This window comes from Bacillus massilinigeriensis (genome assembly GCF_900111815.1).
Taxonomy (GTDB): Bacteria; Bacillota; Bacilli; order Bacillales; family Cytobacillaceae; genus Mesobacillus_C; species Mesobacillus_C mediterraneensis.
On sequence record NZ_LT630004.1, the window covers coordinates 1,431,982 to 1,448,834 of the forward strand.

16 protein-coding genes and 3 pseudogenes are annotated in these 16,853 nt (G+C 39.4%); 13 read left to right on the plus strand and 6 right to left on the minus strand.

From position 1 onward, the window contains the following. Positions 1 to 56: 56 nt before the first annotated feature. The 9 genes from queC to BQ5796_RS07540 all read left to right on the plus strand — a co-directional run bounded on the left by queC (position 57) and on the right by BQ5796_RS07540 (position 7,115). Positions 57 to 725, plus strand: coding sequence for a 7-cyano-7-deazaguanine synthase QueC (gene queC / locus BQ5796_RS07500; RefSeq protein WP_071461198.1), 669 nt, complete (start codon positions 57 to 59; stop codon positions 723 to 725). Then, positions 718 to 1,200, plus strand: coding sequence for a 6-carboxytetrahydropterin synthase QueD (gene queD / locus BQ5796_RS07505; protein WP_071459669.1), 483 nt, complete (start codon positions 718 to 720; stop codon positions 1,198 to 1,200). The genes queC and queD overlap by 8 nt, the downstream gene beginning before the upstream one ends. Beyond that, positions 1,193 to 1,912 (plus strand): 7-carboxy-7-deazaguanine synthase QueE, encoded by a 720-nt coding sequence (gene queE / locus BQ5796_RS07510; RefSeq protein WP_071459670.1) that lies wholly within the window; start codon positions 1,193 to 1,195, stop codon positions 1,910 to 1,912. Before queD ends, queE begins: the two co-directional genes overlap by 8 nt. A gap of 99 nt (positions 1,913 to 2,011) precedes the next feature. Continuing rightward, positions 2,012 to 3,007, plus strand: a complete 996-nt coding sequence (gene bioB, locus BQ5796_RS07515; protein ID WP_071459671.1) for a biotin synthase BioB — start codon at positions 2,012 to 2,014, stop codon at positions 3,005 to 3,007. Between the two features lie 282 nt (positions 3,008 to 3,289). Next, a complete protein-coding gene (locus BQ5796_RS07520) occupies positions 3,290 to 4,570 on the plus strand; it encodes a right-handed parallel beta-helix repeat-containing protein (RefSeq protein WP_071459672.1) in 1,281 nt (426 codons plus the stop codon). Beyond that, the gene (locus tag BQ5796_RS07525) at positions 4,567 to 5,154 is read left to right on the plus strand and encodes a nitrous oxide reductase accessory protein NosL (protein WP_071459673.1); all 588 of its coding nucleotides are present in this window, start codon (positions 4,567 to 4,569) and stop codon (positions 5,152 to 5,154) included. The genes BQ5796_RS07520 and BQ5796_RS07525 overlap by 4 nt, the downstream gene beginning before the upstream one ends. Before the next feature lie 65 nt (positions 5,155 to 5,219). After that, positions 5,220 to 6,032, plus strand: coding sequence for an ABC transporter permease (locus tag BQ5796_RS07530; RefSeq protein WP_071459674.1), 813 nt, complete (start codon positions 5,220 to 5,222; stop codon positions 6,030 to 6,032). Then, a complete protein-coding gene (locus tag BQ5796_RS07535; protein ID WP_428839292.1) occupies positions 6,029 to 6,721 on the plus strand; it encodes an ABC transporter ATP-binding protein in 693 nt (230 codons plus the stop codon). Before BQ5796_RS07530 ends, BQ5796_RS07535 begins: the two co-directional genes overlap by 4 nt. Further along, positions 6,714 to 7,115 carry a GNAT family N-acetyltransferase gene (locus BQ5796_RS07540; protein ID WP_071459676.1) on the plus strand — a complete coding sequence of 134 codons (402 nt, stop codon included), beginning with the start codon at positions 6,714 to 6,716 and terminating at the stop codon, positions 7,113 to 7,115. Before BQ5796_RS07535 ends, BQ5796_RS07540 begins: the two co-directional genes overlap by 8 nt. 30 nt (positions 7,116 to 7,145) lie before the next feature. On the opposite strand, the gene BQ5796_RS07545 is transcribed toward BQ5796_RS07540, so the two are convergent. Beyond that, positions 7,146 to 7,784, minus strand: coding sequence for a hypothetical protein (locus tag BQ5796_RS07545; protein WP_071459677.1), 639 nt, complete (start codon positions 7,782 to 7,784; stop codon positions 7,146 to 7,148). Positions 7,785 to 8,218: 434 nt separating this feature from the next. Between BQ5796_RS07545 and BQ5796_RS07555 the strand changes: the two genes are divergently transcribed. The 3 genes from BQ5796_RS07555 (at position 8,219) to BQ5796_RS07565 (ending at position 11,196) form a co-directional block, all read left to right on the plus strand. Next, a complete protein-coding gene (locus tag BQ5796_RS07555) occupies positions 8,219 to 8,482 on the plus strand; it encodes a hypothetical protein (RefSeq protein WP_071459679.1) in 264 nt (87 codons plus the stop codon). Beyond that, positions 8,479 to 9,363, plus strand: a complete 885-nt coding sequence (locus BQ5796_RS07560; RefSeq protein WP_071459680.1) for a diacylglycerol/lipid kinase family protein — start codon at positions 8,479 to 8,481, stop codon at positions 9,361 to 9,363. Before BQ5796_RS07555 ends, BQ5796_RS07560 begins: the two co-directional genes overlap by 4 nt. 156 nt (positions 9,364 to 9,519) lie before the next feature. Continuing rightward, positions 9,520 to 11,196 (plus strand): M4 family metallopeptidase, encoded by a 1,677-nt coding sequence (locus tag BQ5796_RS07565; protein WP_071459681.1) that lies wholly within the window; start codon positions 9,520 to 9,522, stop codon positions 11,194 to 11,196. 287 nt (positions 11,197 to 11,483) lie between these two features. Here the strand turns inward: BQ5796_RS07565 and BQ5796_RS07570 are convergent. Both BQ5796_RS07570 and istA (BQ5796_RS07575) read right to left on the minus strand, forming a co-directional pair. Then, positions 11,484 to 12,082 (minus strand): annotated as a pseudogene (locus tag BQ5796_RS07570) (type 1 glutamine amidotransferase family protein). Then, the gene (gene istA, locus BQ5796_RS07575) at positions 12,083 to 13,399 is read right to left on the minus strand and encodes an IS21 family transposase (protein ID WP_428839293.1); all 1,317 of its coding nucleotides are present in this window, start codon (positions 13,397 to 13,399) and stop codon (positions 12,083 to 12,085) included. Positions 13,400 to 14,155: 756 nt separating this feature from the next. Here istA (BQ5796_RS07575) and BQ5796_RS17950 point away from each other — a divergent pair. After that, a pseudogene (locus BQ5796_RS17950) lies at positions 14,156 to 14,422 on the plus strand (transposase); the annotation flags it as partial. On the opposite strand, the gene istA (BQ5796_RS07585) reads toward BQ5796_RS17950, so the two are convergent. The 3 genes and pseudogenes from istA (BQ5796_RS07585) to BQ5796_RS17810 all read right to left on the minus strand — a co-directional run. After that, positions 14,349 to 15,149: an IS21 family transposase gene (gene istA, locus BQ5796_RS07585; protein ID WP_234969319.1), complete on the minus strand. Its 801-nt coding sequence runs from the start codon at positions 15,147 to 15,149 to the stop codon at positions 14,349 to 14,351. The pseudogene BQ5796_RS17950 and the gene istA (BQ5796_RS07585) overlap by 74 nt on opposite strands. 4 nt (positions 15,150 to 15,153) lie before the next feature. Beyond that, positions 15,154 to 16,274 (minus strand): IS3 family transposase gene (locus tag BQ5796_RS07590; protein WP_141769930.1). Its coding sequence is split into 2 segments (ribosomal slippage): positions 15,154 to 16,025 and positions 16,025 to 16,274, totalling 1,122 coding nucleotides; the frame shifts between segments, so codons are not numbered across the junction. A 167-nt stretch (positions 16,275 to 16,441) separates the two neighbouring features. Next, a pseudogene (locus tag BQ5796_RS17810) lies at positions 16,442 to 16,759 on the minus strand (IS1595 family transposase); the annotation flags it as partial. Positions 16,760 to 16,853: the final 94 nt, after the last annotated feature.

Consider the following 16,853-nt stretch of genomic DNA (forward strand, 5'->3'; position numbering starts at 1 on the left):
AGTACCGCTGTTCTTAGTGGTGCTGTTTTTTCATTATTAAAGGAGAAATGAAGATGTTGAAAAAGGAAAAAGCAGTGGTCGTATTTAGCGGAGGACAGGATAGTACGACGTGTCTGTTCTGGGCGCTTGAGAAGTTCGGGGAAGTAGAAGCAGTAACGTTTGATTATAATCAACGTCATCGATTGGAAATCGAATGTGCAAAGGAGATTGCAGAAACATTTGGAATTGTTCATCATGTCCTTGATATGTCTCTTTTGAACCAGCTTGCACCAAATGCGCTGACGCGGACCGATATAATGGTTGAAGACGGTACAAATGGTGAGCTTCCGTCTACTTTCGTACCTGGAAGGAATCTTGTTTTCTTAAGTTTCGCAGGCATCCTTGCCCGTCAAGTGCGTGCGCGACACATCGTAACGGGAGTTTGTGAAACAGATTTCAGCGGATATCCGGACTGCAGGGATGTTTTTGTGAAATCTCTGAATGTGGCTTTGAATTTATCAATGGATGATCAATTTGTTATACATACACCACTTATGTGGCTAGATAAAGCGGAAACATGGCAGCTTGCAGATGACCTCGGGTGGCTTTCCTTCGTGAGAGAAAAAACATTAACATGCTATAACGGAATTATTTCAGATGGATGCGGTCAATGTCCAGCTTGCAGGCTTAGACAAAATGGCTTGAAAGAGTATTTGAGTTTCAAAGGAGGAAAGCGGCATGTATGACTTCCAAATAGTTGAGCGTCTGCAGAAATTCGGCGAGGACATCAAGAAAGAAGAGTTAAAATATCACCAGAAACGAGTTCTGGTCAGCAAGGAGTTTACTTTTGATGCTGCTCATCATTTGCACCATTACGAAGGAAAGTGTAAAAACCTGCATGGACATACTTATAAAGTCATTTTCGGCATTAGCGGCTATGTTGATGAAAGAGGTATTCTAATTGATTTTGGTGAGATAAAGGAAATTTGGAAGTCCGAAATTGAGGTATTTCTCGATCATCGTTATTTAAATGAAACGTTACCTCTAATGAACACGACGGCCGAAAACATGGTTGTCTGGATTTTTGAAAAGATGGAATCATGTCTCTCAGCAGAGGTTATTAGAAGAAAGCAATCAGGAGCCAGACTCGAATTTGTCCGGCTTTACGAAACCCCGACAAGCTATGCCGAGGCAAGAAGGGATTGGATGTACAATGAGTAAAATCCCGGTTATAGAAATATTTGGGCCTACAATCCAAGGAGAAGGCATGGTGATTGGTCAGAAAACGATGTTCGTCCGGACTGCTGGATGCGATTATTCGTGTTCGTGGTGTGATTCTCGTTTTACATGGGACGGTTCAAGCAGCGAACAGATAAAGATGATGAGTGCTGAAGAGATTTGGAATGAGTTGAAGAGTCAAGGTGGCAATAGCTTCTCGTATGTCACTATTTCTGGCGGAAACCCGGCATTGTTGCAGCATCTCGGCAGTCTTGTAGACCTCCTAAAGGAAAAGGGAGTGGCAGCAAGCTTGGAAACTCAAGGAAGCAAGTGGCAAGATTGGTTCCATGAAATAGACGCGTTAACGATTTCCCCAAAACCGCCTAGCTCTGGTATGTTAACTAATTTTAAAATTCTTGATGAAATAATTTATAGGTTGAAAGAGCATTCCTCTTATAGCCTTAAAGTCGTAGTTTTCGATTCGAATGATTACGAGTATGCAAAGGCTATTCATAAAAGATACCCGGGTGTCCCTTTTTTTCTGCAGGTCGGAAATTCTCAAACTATATTGGAAGATGAAAATGAGCTTGCAAAAGTGTTGTTAGAGCAATATATAATTTTGATAGAAAAAGTGATGAGTGATCCTTCGTTAAATGATGTTAAAGTATTGCCCCAGCTCCATACTTTACTATGGGGAAATAGGAGAGGTGTTTAGACTTATCTTTTTTGAACATTTCGAATCCTTTTTATGTTAATATGGAATATATGTTAACTGATAAAAATAAAAGTTAACTCAGTGAAGGAGGAGATTTCAATGAGTACTGTTGTTCAAAAAGATTGGAGCGATTTAGCTGTAGCAGTAACGAATGGTTATAGTGTTACAAAAGAGGAAGCGGTAGCTATTTTACGGACCGAGGACAGTGATTTGCTTTCATTACTGCAGGCTTCGTATAAGATAAGAAGCCATTATTTCGGTAATAAAGTAAAATTGAATATGATCATTAATACAAAGTCCGGGCTTTGCCCAGAAGACTGCGGTTATTGTTCTCAATCGATTGTTTCCGAAGCACCTATTGATAAGTATGCTTGGCTGACTAAGGAAAAAATAGTGGAAGGCGCGAAGGAGTCGATCAGAAGGAAAGCAGGTACATACTGCATTGTCGCATCGGGGCGGAGGCCTACAACGAAAGAAATTGACCATGTGGTTGAAGCTGTGAAGGAAATTCGGGAAACGACAGATTTGAAAATATGCTGTTGCCTTGGCTTTCTAAATGAGGAACATGCTGCAAAGCTAGCAGATGCAGGGGTACATCGCTATAATCATAACTTGAATACAAGTAAAGATAATTATGAGAACATCGCTTCCACGCATACATATGAAGACCGGGTAGAAACATTGGAAGAGGTAAAAGGAGCTGGAATGTCGCCTTGTTCAGGTGCTATATTTGGCATGGGTGAGAGTGAGGAAGAAGCTGTTGAAATAGCGATGGCATTAAGGGAACTTGATGCAGACTCTATTCCCTGCAACTTCTTGAACAGTATAGACGGGACACCTCTAGAAGGACGGAAGGAACTTACTCCAAGAAAATGCCTAAAATTGCTTGCTATGATGCGTTTTGTCAATCCCTCTAAGGAAATTAGGATTGCTGGAGGAAGAGAAGTCAACTTAAGATCCTTGCAGCCATTGGGCTTATACGCAGCAAACTCCATTTTTATCGGTGATTATTTAACAACAGCGGGTCAGGATCAAAATTCTGATTGGGAAATGATTAAAGATTTAGGGTTTGAAATAGAAGAGTGCGCATTGTAGGGCTAATAGAGAATATCACTTCGACCTTGTGGGTCAAACAAAGAAATAAGTTATACCTGTACGGTATCCGGAAAAGAAAGGAAACTGTAAAGCATTTTATTACGGCTTTAACATATTAGTGGCGCTATCTGGCGTCTTTTTTTTATGGTTTTTAAAAACTAGGTGTATCGACGGCGCTCAACAATAAAAGTCACATTACAGTATATTTATTTTTGTGTTTTCAAACATTTATCACATTTTTTGGTTAGACTTGGTTTGTAACGAAGAAGGAGCGAGGATGCTATGCTGAAATTAGTTTTTAAATACATTTTTACAATCCTCGTTTTACTTTTTCTATCACCACTTTCTATGAAAGCCGAAACAACACTACAGTCAAAGGTCGATGGAGCAGCAAATGGGGAAAAAATAGAAATAGAAGCAGGGGTGTACGAAGGAGCTATTAAGATTGCGAAATCTGTCACTTTATCAGGGAACGGTAATGTCGTTCTACGGTCTTGCGAGCAAACGCCCATTGTAGCGATCAGCGGACAAGCGGTACAACTTAGAGGAGTAACAATAGAGTATTGCGGGGATGAAAGCGAGGGTGCAGGGATATATATAAGCGGTTCCAACCATGTTTTGGAAGATATTCTGGTGAAAACCAATCATTTCGGAATACGCTTGGAGGATGCCAGTGGGATAGCAATAGAAAACAGCAGTGTCATTGGAAACAAAAACGGAAATGGAATCGATTTCTGGCAATCATCTCATAACGTAGTGAAGAATGTTATGATCAAAAATGTTGCCGATGGATTGTACCTTGAAAGAAGCGATGACAACAGCATTATCAGCAATAGAATTGATGGATCACGATACGGGATACATATTATGTATTCCAATGATAATTTGATAGAAAAAAACACTTCCAAACATAATATTACTGGCGGCATGGTGATGGAGGCTTTTGGAACACAGATTAGGGACAATGTTTTTTCATTTAATGACAGCAATGTGAATGCACAAGGCTTGCTTCTTTACAGAGCTTTCAACTCATTTGTTGAGGGTAATACGTTGGAATCTAACAGGCTGGGAATCTTTGTGGAAGAGTCAGAGGAGAATATTATTAAAAATAATAAGGTTGCCCGAAATTTTATTGGATTCCAGTTCAAACAAGCGAAAAAGAATGCAGCTGAAACAAATGATTTTTCAGAAAACGTCCACGATGCCCAAGCAATCGATAGTGAGGATAATGAAGTTAGAGGGAATTACTGGGATAGTGCTGCAATGGTTGATTCAAATAATGATGGAAGAAGTGATATCCCTCATAAATCGGATCCTTACTTCCTAAGCTTGACTGAAAATATACCCGGGTACCGGTTGTTTTTCCAGTCGCCAGGGCTCATCTTCCTTCAAACAATGCTAAAAAGCCCACCTGAAAAGCTCTTGACTGACGTAGCGCCTTTAATCAATCGTGATGTTCAAGAAATCAATAAGGAAAGTGGACAAGTGGATATGGTGTTTATGGCGTTTGCCATGGTTACCGTAAGTTCTATTATATTTATTTTTGGGAGGAAGAGAGAATGAACAAAAAGTTTCTCAGTATAATGATGGTTGGTATTGCAATGCTGATCATAGCTGCTTGCGGAAAAGATGAGGTCAAACCTGCAGCAATTAAGGAAGATAGCGATAAATGTGAAGTATGCAATATGGCGGTTGTAGATGGCCCGCATGCCACTCAAATTGTACTTGAAGATGGGAAATCTATGGTGTTTGATGATATTGGCTGCATGTATGGTTACCTGGACAAAAACAAGGACAAAAAGTTTGCTGCAGAGTTTGTCCGTGATTACCATGACAAAGAATGGATAAAAGCGGATAAAGCATTTTATGTTTACAATAAATCTGTTAAGACTCCAATGGCCTATAATGTTGTGTCTTTCAAAGATGAAGCAAGGGCGAAAAAATTCGCAGATAAAAATGATGGAAGCACAATCCTTTCCGCAGAGAAGCTTGAGGATCATAGCTGGGAGCGAAACCGTGACATGATGATGAAAAATAAAATGAAGCATCATTCCCATTCAGAAGGAAATAAAATGGAAGACGCTTCTCATGAGAAGATAAGTGAACATGATATGAAGGAAGAGCACAAGAAAGAAGACATGCATTAATTAGCAGGGCCGCTGTGAATTGGCGGCCCTTTCACCATGGGGTAACATAGAAAGGAGGGAGCGAGATGTGGACTATTTGGCAATATGAACTTCGGATGACATTGCGCCAACGATCATTTTATTCGCTATTATTATTATGGGTAACAGTATTGTCGCTCTTGTTCCTGCTCCAGAGCAGCACACCTTCTATTGAAGGCTACACGAGCATAACCGCGACAATTGCCAATGTTGCACTTTATATCATTCCGCTTTTCATGCTAATTAATGGCTCTTTTACCGTTGCTAATGAATTGGAAAATGGACAATTTAGATTGATTAGTACTTACCCGTTATCTTCCCTTCTCTATATTTCAGGGAAGCTTGGGGGACAGTTAGTTGCTCAAGCAGCAGCCTTTACAATGGGATTCGGAATTAGCCTTGCAATTGGTTTGTTCTTCGGGAAAGGATTCAGCCTAGAATGGATGTGGGCAATCTATCTATTTTGTATCGGTTTGATTTTCTTTTTCCTTTTAACGGGTGTGACGGTGGGTAGCTTTGTTCGTTCAAGGTGGCAAGCGCTCACTATTTCTGTGACAATTTGGTTCTTTCTTGTAATGATCTGGCCAACAGTATTAATCGGTGTACTTGGACATGCGCCATATACATGGGTCTCTCCGCTAATGAAAGCAGCGTTGTTCGTAAACCCAGCTGAATTCCTTCGCATCATTCTTGTCATTAAGCTAGGTGCAGGTGCTGTTTTTGGGCAATCTTACGATGCGCTTGTGAATATGATGGAGGCACCTTCATCATGGGGAGTAATTGCGGTTTATTGCGGAGGATTCCTTACAGCTGCACTACTGCTATCCTCCATAAGGCTGAATAGGAGGAAATGCCAGTGAGGCTTACCATAGATCAAGTGTCAAAAAAATATAAAGAAAAAGCGGCATTACACCCTTGTAATTTTGAAGCTGAATCAGGTAGTTGCACTGTTCTATGCGGCGGGAATGGAGCGGGGAAGAGTACGCTTTTAAGCATAATTGCGGGAGTTCTTGCTCCTTCAACGGGAAGCGTGATGATTGAAGGAATTACTGTTAAAGGTAATCGGAAAAAATATTTAGATTGTTTAGGTTATATGCCTGATGACTTTCATGCCCAAGAGGCCATTACTGCCAAAGAATTTCTCTCCTTTTACGCATCCTTAAGAAAACAGGGGAGCGAGAATGTTGAAGAAGTTCTCGAGATGATTGGTCTTAAAGAAAAGGCTTCTATTCCTGTCAAGATGCTTTCAAAAGGAATGAGGCAAAGACTATTGTTTGGCCAGGCTATTTTAGCTAAACCCCCTGTCCTTCTCCTAGATGAGCCAACTAACGGGCTTGATCCATACTGGGTGAGCAAATTCGTTGAGGTAATAGAGAAACTAAAAAAGGAAGGGATAACCATCGTTTTTTCTACACATATGATGGATGTCGCAGCGGAAACAGGAGATAGAATTTTGTTTATGAAACAAGGGAGGATTATGAGCGAAATTTTAAATGAAGTAAAATCAGAGAAAACAATCTTAACCTTATTGAAATTACACCGTGAATAAAAAAGCCGAAAGACCCGACCATTCGAACGTCTTTCGGCTTTTCTTTCGCTTAAATGCGGTTTTTTATCGTGATTCTGAGGAATACGTAGGTACCACTCAAGCTACAATCTATAAAGAAAGTCAAAAGGCTTCCATTGCGTACCTTTTTTCCCCGGCATATTGGGGGAGGGGTATTGCAAAAAAAGCAGTTAGCACCATGATTAACACTTTGATTCAACAATATGGCGTCAAAAGTCTGGAAGCTTATATTGACAGGAGAAATACAAGATCCATTCATTTGATAAAGGGCCTAGGTTTTGAATGGAAAGACTATATCACGAATACGGACTTTTTCAAGGGTGAGGCAAGTCATGAATTTGTATATGGTTTCAATGTTGATTTAGGGAAGAAATAGAGGATTCCCGCATAGGAATCCTCTTTTTATTTATCCATTTGCACTGGATGGATATGGATGCTCACTTTTCTGAACTCTTGGGATTCCCTGTAAACCTAACAATCGGGTAATCTTTTCTAACTCTTCGAAGTTCTTGATTACAACGTAATGACTTTGCTGCCATGATTTGTTCATCTTGAATGTAAGCTTGTAAGCATTATTGACCTGGGTATCAATTCCATACAGAGAATGCCATTTTACGATTTTTTCTGTTCGGTAATGCTTAATGGAAGTTGCAGGGATATAACGGCAATGAAGGACAATTCCTTTATCTGCTATGTACAGGTTCCCAGGATGCCTGGTGGATTCAATCATGAGAAAGAACAAATAGGCCATTGATAAAAAAGCACGATCTAAATAATTAGTGAAAACGAGTAGAATTACCAAAATAGTGATGGCAACTACCGTTCCCCATTTCACTTTTTTGTAGGAGGAAGTCTGCGCTGATAAAGGAATCATTTCTGACCATCCTTTAGCATCTGGAATAAGGACAGCTGAGAATTCATTTTGGTTGAGAGGAAATGTTGCATGTTTGCAGGCGTGCAGAGCTTTGGAGATATTAATGCGGTAATCAAGAATGAAATAGATGCCAGCCAAAAAAGTGAAACCAAAGAAGAAATCTAGATACATTTGGACACTCCTTTCCATTTACCTCTAAATTATACATCAATCACCAAGCAGGTGGGAAGAAAGATATTTTCCTGTTTTTTTAGAAATCGGGTATATCACCCATATTATATCCATCAAAAAATGGCTGCAATTTTATCATTTTCAAATTTTATGGTTGCCATTGTCCATAGGTATATGAAGGAAGAAGTCCAAAAAAAGGGGAGAGGAAAGGTTTAATTTTAATTTTATTTTTATAGGTGACCGAAAGGTGGGACTGCCTACCGGTATGGCGATATACCAATGGTCTCCCAATACTCCTTTTGCTAGATATATTGTTCCGCTAACCGGATTTTTATGCTAGAGATTATCATTTACGTTAATCGGGTAAACAAGCTGGTATATAAATAGTTTCTGATTTATTTAATGGAGATTATTACCTTGCGAAGGTGAATAAAATGAATCTTATAAGGTGGGCATACACCAGGCGTTATAACATTAAAGCTGAGTTTGATACTTTTCCTCATTCTAATGTGATTTTCCGCCAAATAGGCTCGTTTTATTTCGTTTATATTGTCAACTGGTCGAAAGAGGACCCATTTGTTACAAGAAGTGATTTAGAAGAAATGGAAGAATTGATGAACAATGATTTAGGTACGGGAATGGACTATAAATATAGAAGGTCACAATACAGGATAAACGGGAGTGAAAAAAAGAAATGAAAAGAGCATTAATAATAGTTAATCCATCTTCAGGAAAAGAAAAAGCAATTGGATATGCAGAAAAAGTACAAACCGTGTTAGAAGAAATGCAGAATGAAACGATGATTACTTATACAAAAGAGGAAGGTGATGCAGAGCGCTTTGCCAAAACAGCGTGTGATCAAAAGTACAACATTATCGTTTCCATGGGTGGAGACGGAACGCTGAATGAAATTATCAATGGAATAGCTCTTAAAAAGCATCGTCCAACACTAGGCATTATACCGATGGGCACTGTAAATGATTTTGCAAGGGCGTTGCATATCCCGCTTAATCCAGAGGAGGCAATCGGTTTACTAGAAATAGCTTCTATTGAACAAGTGGATATTGGGAAAATAGGGACCCGCTATTTCGCCAATACCTTAGCTGTTGGGCCCCTTGCCGAAATGACTGCAGAGGTTTCGGTGGAGAAAAAGACTGCATTAGGTTCCTTTGCTTATTTTATCGAGGGGTTAAAGTCCCTAGTCGAAAAGGAGACGTTTCACTTACTCGTTGAAGGAGATAATGAGAAGTGGGAGGGAGAAGCTATATTGTTTCTTGCGACTCTATCCAATTCTGGCGGCGGCTTCGAAAAGCTCTCCCCACAGGCAATGCCAGATGATGGGTTTTGTCATTGCTATATGATTAAAAATGTACCAATGCCTAAATTAATTAGAATCGTTACTTCTTTACTAAGGGGACAGTTAAAGGAAGATCCGGATGTCGTCTATTTGAAAACGCGAGAGGCTAGGTTAACTGCTGATAAACCGCTTTATGCCAATATGGATGGCGAACTTGGAGACGAATTGCCTCTTAAGGTATCTGTCTTGCCAAAGCACATTGGTGTGTATGTGAAAAAGTAAATAAAATAGAATGAGAGTAAAAAGTCTTATTTTTCTAAATATTATTAAAATTAGCTTATCTTTCCCATTTTTTCCTGTTAATATAAGGTTAAGGGTTCCATATTCTCATAGATACTCTTCTACCAAGCCGGAATCCTCAGGTGAAGGAGGGATAGGATGAAGACGAAGTTTATTATTCCAATGGTATTGTCTGCCTCATTTTTGACTAGCCTTGCTGGTGCAGAAAGCGTAGGTGCAGTAAATGTGCATGACAGTAAGAATCAGCATGTTAACAATGAACCGATTCAGCAGTCCCACTCCATTTTCATAAAGATGGAGAAGAGTGGCGCTAAAGGAAAGGTTGATGCGGCAAATTTCATTGCACAACATGAAAAGGAATTGAAATTGAAAGAAGCAGCAGAAAACCTGAGCGTGAAGAAAAAGGAGACAGATGAACTAGGCATGACTCATGTTAGGCTTCAACAGACAAAGAGTGGAGTTCCTGTAGAAGGAGCGGAAATGATAGTCCATTACGATAAAGACGGCACAGTTGAAACAGTAAATGGTTATTATCATAATGAGCTAGCTGATAAGGAGTTCTCTGTTAATGCCAAGGTCTCTGCTTCATCAGCACTTGAGGCAGCGAAAAAAGCAATTTCAGCCCCAAAAGAATTGGATTACGAGCCAAAGATGGAATTGGTTGTTCTTCCTTACGATGGGGACTATTACCTAACGTATAAAGTAAATCTCAACTTTCTCGGAGAGACTCCTGGTAACTGGTTTGTTTTTGTCGATGCGAAAACAGGCAATATTATCGATCAGTATAACAGTCTAATGCATGCTGACGAAATGCAGCCTGTAACTGGTTCGGGGATCGGTGTAAAAGGGAAGAAAAGAACAATTCATATTTCCCAACAGAACACTCCGGGAACCCATGAAGGCAGCAAATTCTATCTTCATGACAAGACCCATGAAAACCTTGAGAGCATTTCCACCTATGATTTCAAAAACCAATGGCGTTCTCCATCTACCCAACTTCCTGGGGAGCTATTCACAGGAAATAGTGCCTCGTGGAAAAGCGCTTACGAGCGAGCGGGTGTTGATGCCCATTATAATTCAGAGGAAGTTTATCATTACTATAAAGAGCAGCATGGAAGAAACTCAATTGATGGTAAAGGGATGGCTATCGTTTCAACGGTTCACTACGGCGATAAGTATAACAATGCCTTCTGGAATGGATACCAAATGACGTATGGTGACGGAGATAATGAATTCTTCATCCCACTCTCAGCGAGCCTTGATGTTGCAGCACATGAAATGACACATGGAGTGACAACGCATTCTGCTGGTTTGAAATACCGATTCGAATCAGGCGCCTTGAATGAAGCATTCTCGGACATCTTCGGTGCCTTGGTGGATAAGGATGATTGGGAGGTAGGAGAAGACGCGATGGCGCCTGCGGCTATTGAGTCGGGAAGATCTTCACTAAGAAGCCTTAGCAACCCTGACAAATATCCTGTAGGTGCTGCATATGTTCATTATGGCGATGGCCGGGGGATGTATCCAAAGCATATGGATGAGTTTTATGACCTTCCGATATTCCTTGATAACGGTGGGGTCCATATTAATTCTTCTATAATCAATCATGCAGCCTACTTAACAGGAAGCGAAATTGGAAAAGAGAAGCTTGGCAAGATTTATTATCGTGCATTAACTGTTTATCTCACGCCAGATTCTGATTTCAGTCATGCCCGCGAAGCGCTTATAACTTCTGCTGTTGATCTTTATGGAGCAGATAGCGCTGAAGTTAAAGCTACAGAAGCAGGCTTGAACGGGGTAGGGATAACAGAATAATTCGGAAAATACACCAAAAAGGACTAAAAGCCAGTTTGATTCTGGCTGTTAGTCCTTTTTGTTTTTTATCTTTTGACCTTTTTGATGTAATGAACCCTTCTGCGAACTACCTCCACGGAAAATACCATTTTACATGGCTAGTTTTAGTAAGTTATTACTTGTTTTTACGTCTCTGTAGTGATGGCTATTGCACTCTGGACAATGCAATTCAGGGGTAGCGTCAGGAAAATGTAGATTTACAAAGATAAAGAATTTCTAAATTAAAAAGCGCGAATTTTTCAGCTACTTCATCTATTTATTGAATTCATTAACTGAAAGAAGTGTTCAGGTTTATAAGTCTTATTTAGGTTATACCAGGAATGTAATGTATCTGGTGCAAATACATCTAATTTTTTCAATACTTCTACCGCAAATTCCAGAGGAGCTATTCCTGATGCAGTAACTAAATTCGCATCAGATACTGCAGATCCCACCTCATAGAATTTTTCTCCTTTATAGTTAGGACATACCATTTTAGTGTATTCTAAATTATTACTTGTATGCTTTCTCGTATCTAAGTATCCCATATTCGCGAGGCCCTCATTTACACCACAAATTGCAGCAACAATAGTGCCAAGCTTTAAAGCTTGGCCAATTCTTTCCAAGATAGGTTGATGAATTTCTTCACTCCAAGTAGTCCCTCCAGGTAAGATTAAAAGATCTTTACTCTCAAGAGTACATTCATCAAGGGAAATATCTGGTTTTATGCTCAGCCCTCCCATAGTAGTAATCATTTCTTTATTAGTTCCTACTGTAATTACTTTTAAAGGTGCTAAATCTTTTTGAAATATCTTCCTGAGTTTAATTCAGCAATTAAATATCCATTATAATAAAACTTCCCTGACAGTTAACACTCAGGGGAAGTTATTATTCTTGATGGATTTTTTTTTAATCCCGACAAAACTTCAATAAGTCTTTTCTTTAGACTTAATGGCTCAATAACTTTAATAGTTTTATTGTACGGTAAAAGTAAATAAGGAACATATTTATGACATAGAATTGCTAANTAATGATCCACTTCAAATACTTCTTGGAGTCTTTCATATGACCGTTCATGTTTGGCAACACAACTTCCGTCCAGCCATACCTCTACATAATCTACATATGCATATATGAGTGCTTCTTTTCTTCCGGCATATCTTGTTGGTACAGAATAGCTATTTGTTTCAAAATTCACAAGGGACAAGCTGTTAACACCAGCTTTTACCTTTCTTGCGCAGGGATGTGTACCGATAATTGGCAAAAGATATTCTTTCTCCTGCAGGAATCGATCCCCGACTCTTTCTTTCGTTTTTGGTACAAAGGTGTCCTCATAGGCATCGCATTGTTCCATTAAGTATTGATTTAGTTCCTGAATCTCACTTACCCGTGGAACAGGAACTAAAAATTGAGCTCGGGCTGTTTGAACCAGTTTCTCCACTTGTCCCTTTTCATTTCCTTTTGCCGGCGCACAAAATTGAGCATCAAAGAGGTAGTGTGATCGAAACTGAATGAAGGCTTCTTGTTCTTCGCGCTTGGTGCCTTCTAACACTTTCTTTACCGCTGTTTTCATATTGTCATAGACAATCGTTTTCGGCACACCACCGAAATAATCAAAGGCATCTGCGTGCCCCTGAAATAAAGCCTCCTGGCGCTGATGCGGAAACACTTTTACAAATATCTTTCGGCTATACAGAAGCCTCATACAGAAAAGCATTACTTTTCTTTCAATACCATTCAGAATGATGATGACTTCTCCCCAATCAAATTGGGCGAATTCACCAGGATCAAATTCCAACGGAATAGAGGAATTAGGGGCTTCCTTGAGCTGCTTGTATTGGCGTACGAAACGGCGGACAGTGGATTCTCCACCTTTAAAACCGTATTCTTTCTCCAAGCGTCTGAAGATTTGAGCAGCTGTATGACGCTGTTTTACTGGGGCTGTTTCGTCATCCATTAACCATTGGATAATGGTTGATTTAACGGGATCGATGACCGGATTGGCAGCTGGCTTTGAGCGTTGATAGGTTGGAATTTCATTCTGTTGTAATGCCTTGCGAATGGTTTGCCTTGATAGTTTGAGATCTTTTGATAATTGCCGAATAGATCGACCTTCTTTAAAGTGCAATTTTCTGATAAGCTCTATATTAGCCATCTTTAACATCCTTTTTTCCTCCCAAATCATGAAGTTCTCGACAAACTCTATGATAAGGGATTTGGTGTTAAGGGTGGTCAACTTTTTGATTAGCGAATTGTACTTTAGTGGTCAACTTTTATTTTAGCGTTTACAGCTAACATATTGTCGATTTTAGGCATATAATTCCACCTCTTTATAAAATTTATTTTCTAATTTCACCGTTATTATCTCTTTATTTAAGGCTGTTCTCTCAAAGATTGTTGTTATTTGCAAATCTAATAAAATTAAATTTTCTGTTATAATGTATATGAATGAAATTGCATTAGTAATATGAAACGTGTTGTCGTTTCAAACGTATTTTTATATTAAGAAACTCAATGAAAGTAGTGAATAACTTTGGAAATTATACTGGATTTGTTAAACCTCGCCGTTTATATACCTTTTCTAAGGGTTGACGAAGAAGATATTGGAAGAAACATACAACAACTTAAAAGACACCAATGGTTTCAAGACTATCTTAATGATGAACAGTATAGGAAACTAATCATTTACAACAAAGATGTCCGTCAAACTATCGGAAAGTTTAAAACCAGTAAACTTAGCAGAGATGCCTACAATATTAAGTGCCAAAAAAGATTAAGCAAAGTGTTACTCAAAGTTGCGTAACAGGAAAAAAGACCTCACTTTGAGGTCTCAGGCTGTCGAGAAACTCTCGACAGCCTAATTTTTATCCGATTTCTTTAATCATTCACCGCGTTAATTTGATATAATATTATTAATATGACACTTAGGATGGTGGATGCGATGTTCAAACCGAAAAGGGAATTACAAGGAGAAGCAGAATTTGTTTTAATTGAGGATTTGGTTCCCCAGGATCACTTTTTAAGAAAGGTGGACCAGTACATAGACTTTTCTTTTATCGGGGAGAAATTGCGTCCTTATTATTCCGAGAGTACCGGGCGTCCTTCGGATCCACTAGTTCTATTTAAAATGATGTTTATTGGTTATTTTTATGGCATCCGTTCGGAACGCCGATTAGAACGGGAAGTGCAAACAAATGTAGCCTATCGATGNATTGAGCTCGGGCTGTTTGAACCAGTTTCTCCACTTGTCCCTTTTCATTTCCTTTTGCCGGCGCACAAAATTGAGCATCAAAGAGGTAGTGTGATCGAAACTGAATGAAGGCTTCTTGTTCTTCGCGCTTGGTGCCTTCTAACACTTTCTTTACCGCTGTTTTCATATTGTCATAGACAATCGTTTTCGGCACACCACCGAAATAATCAAAGGCATCTGCGTGCCCCTGAAATAAAGCCTCCTGGCGCTGATGCGGAAACACTTTTACAAATATCTTTCGGCTATACAGAAGCCTCATACAGAAAAGCATTACTTTTCTTTCAATACCATTCAGAATGATGATGACTTCTCCCCAATCAAATTGGGCGAATTCACCAGGATCAAATTCCAACGGAATAGAGGAATTAGGGGCTTCCTTGAGCTGCTTGTATTGGCGTACGAAACGGCGGACAGTGGATTCTCCACCTTTAAAACCGTATTCTTTCTCCAAGCGTCTGAAGATTTGAGCAGCTGTATGACGCTGTTTTACTGGGGCTGTTTCGTCATCCATTAACCATTGGATAATGGTTGATTTAACGGGATCGATGACCGGATTAGCAGCTGGCTTTGAGCGTTGATAGGTTGGAATTTCATTCTGTTGTAATGCCTTGCGAATGGTTTGCCTTGATAGTTTGAGATCTTTTGATAATTGCCGAATAGATCGACCTTCNTGGTATGTCAACACTAATCTAGACAATTTTTTTAAGGTGTTTTTGCTTGTACTCAATTGGGCTTATGTAGCCTAATGTTCCGTGGATTCGAATGTGATTAAACCAGTGAACATAATCTTGTAATTCTCTTGTTAAATCTTCTAAACTAGCAAAATGCTTACCTTTAACAAACTCTGTTTTAATAATCTTGAAGGTTGCCTCAGCTACTGCGTTATCATACGGACAGCCCTTCATGCTTAATGATCGCTTAATGTCAAATGTCTCCAGAGCTTCGTCCATCAGCTTGTTTTTAAACTCACTTCCCCGGTCTGTATGGAAATATTCAATCTTGCGCAAATCCTTTTGAATGGACGCGAAGGCACGATAAACCAAGGCTGCATCTTTATTTGGACCTGTGCTAAATCCTATCATTTCTCGATTAAAAAGGTCGACAAAGAGACATATATAATGCCATTTTTGATTGACTCTTACATACGTTAAATCGCTTACGACAACCGCTAACTCTTCTTCTTGATCAAATTCACGGTTTAATTCGTTCTTTTGATTAGACTCGTTGCACTTTGAAGAATGAGGCTTGAATTGGGCTACTGTGTACGATGAAACCAACCCCTGATCCTTCATGATCCGTCCAATCCGACGTCTGGATACCTGATGCCCAAGCTTCTTTAGCTCGACCTTAATCTTGCGTGTCCCATAGTTTTGACGGCTGTTTTGAAAGATCTCCACGATTGCAGATGTAACATCGTCTTCTGATTTCCTCTCTTTTGCCTCGTAATAAAACGTGCTTCTTGGAATCTGTAGGACTTTACACAATGCTGATATCGAGTATTTGTGCTGGTTGTTCTTAATCACATTTACTTTCGTCCTAGTATCAGCGCTGCTTGCTTTAAAATGTCATTCTCCATGAGCAGTTGTTTGTTTTCTTTTCGTAGCCTAATTAATTCTTGTGCCTCTGGTGACAAGTTATCTTTTTCTTTAAAGGATCCCGAAGTTTGACTCTGCTTCACCCACTTATCAAGAGCAGAAGGGGTGAGATCATATTCACGAATGATATCCTTCCTCGGTTTGCCGTTCGAATAAAGTTGGACCATTTGTTCTTTAAATTCTGCGGTAAATGTTCGACGATCTTTTTTGGTCATGGTAGGTTCTCCCCTAATGTATTAGTAATAGTCTACTTGACCTTAAAATATCTGTCCAACTAAGTGTAACCTATCCAAAAAAGCTAAATGGAATTAAAATAAAAAAGCTTGTGGAAGAAATAAAGGTGCCTTTCTCCACAAGCTGAGACCTCACTTTGAGGTCTTTTTTATGCACTCCTTAACATTTCAACAGTCATGTGATTCGATTTTTGACACGCTGTAATAAGCATTTGCTCAACTCGATTCTCAAATGCAAAGTTTTTGCTAAGTTCAAGCCATGAAACCAATAGAGGTAGTTATCAAGATATTTTGTAGCAACTCCTTGAAAACGCTCCATCCAAGTCTTTAAGTGCAACTACAACAGCAATTTTGAGGTTGGTAATTCCTCTATTCTCGTCTTTTTCTCCACGCTTCTTGGCTTTCCTATGGGTGATTCCTCTACCTTTCATAGACTCACGAAAAAAGGTTACGTCACTCTCAACGATACGAACGTCTCTTTAAAGGAAGGGGGAATTCTGTCGGGAATGGTTAAAAAGAGAAAAAAGCCTGTATAATGGTTGATAAGAGAAAATCTAATAA

Excerpts from the sequence above, each read along its gene's own strand:
- queD (WP_071459669.1), top strand. The coding sequence starts at position 718 with ATGTATGACTTCCAAATAGTTGAGCGTCTGCAGAAATTCGGCGAGGAC.
- queE (WP_071459670.1), top strand. The coding sequence starts at position 1,193 with ATGAGTAAAATCCCGGTTATAGAAATATTTGGGCCTACAATCCAAGGA.
- bioB (WP_071459671.1), top strand. The coding sequence starts at position 2,012 with ATGAGTACTGTTGTTCAAAAAGATTGGAGCGATTTAGCTGTAGCAGTA.
- BQ5796_RS07520 (WP_071459672.1), top strand. The coding sequence starts at position 3,290 with ATGCTGAAATTAGTTTTTAAATACATTTTTACAATCCTCGTTTTACTT.
- BQ5796_RS07525 (WP_071459673.1), top strand. The coding sequence starts at position 4,567 with ATGAACAAAAAGTTTCTCAGTATAATGATGGTTGGTATTGCAATGCTG.
- BQ5796_RS07530 (WP_071459674.1), top strand. The coding sequence starts at position 5,220 with ATGTGGACTATTTGGCAATATGAACTTCGGATGACATTGCGCCAACGA.
- BQ5796_RS07545 (WP_071459677.1), bottom strand. The coding sequence starts at position 7,784 with ATGTATCTAGATTTCTTCTTTGGTTTCACTTTTTTGGCTGGCATCTAT.
- BQ5796_RS07555 (WP_071459679.1), top strand. The coding sequence starts at position 8,219 with ATGAATCTTATAAGGTGGGCATACACCAGGCGTTATAACATTAAAGCT.
- BQ5796_RS07560 (WP_071459680.1), top strand. The coding sequence starts at position 8,479 with ATGAAAAGAGCATTAATAATAGTTAATCCATCTTCAGGAAAAGAAAAA.
- BQ5796_RS07565 (WP_071459681.1), top strand. The coding sequence starts at position 9,520 with ATGAAGACGAAGTTTATTATTCCAATGGTATTGTCTGCCTCATTTTTG.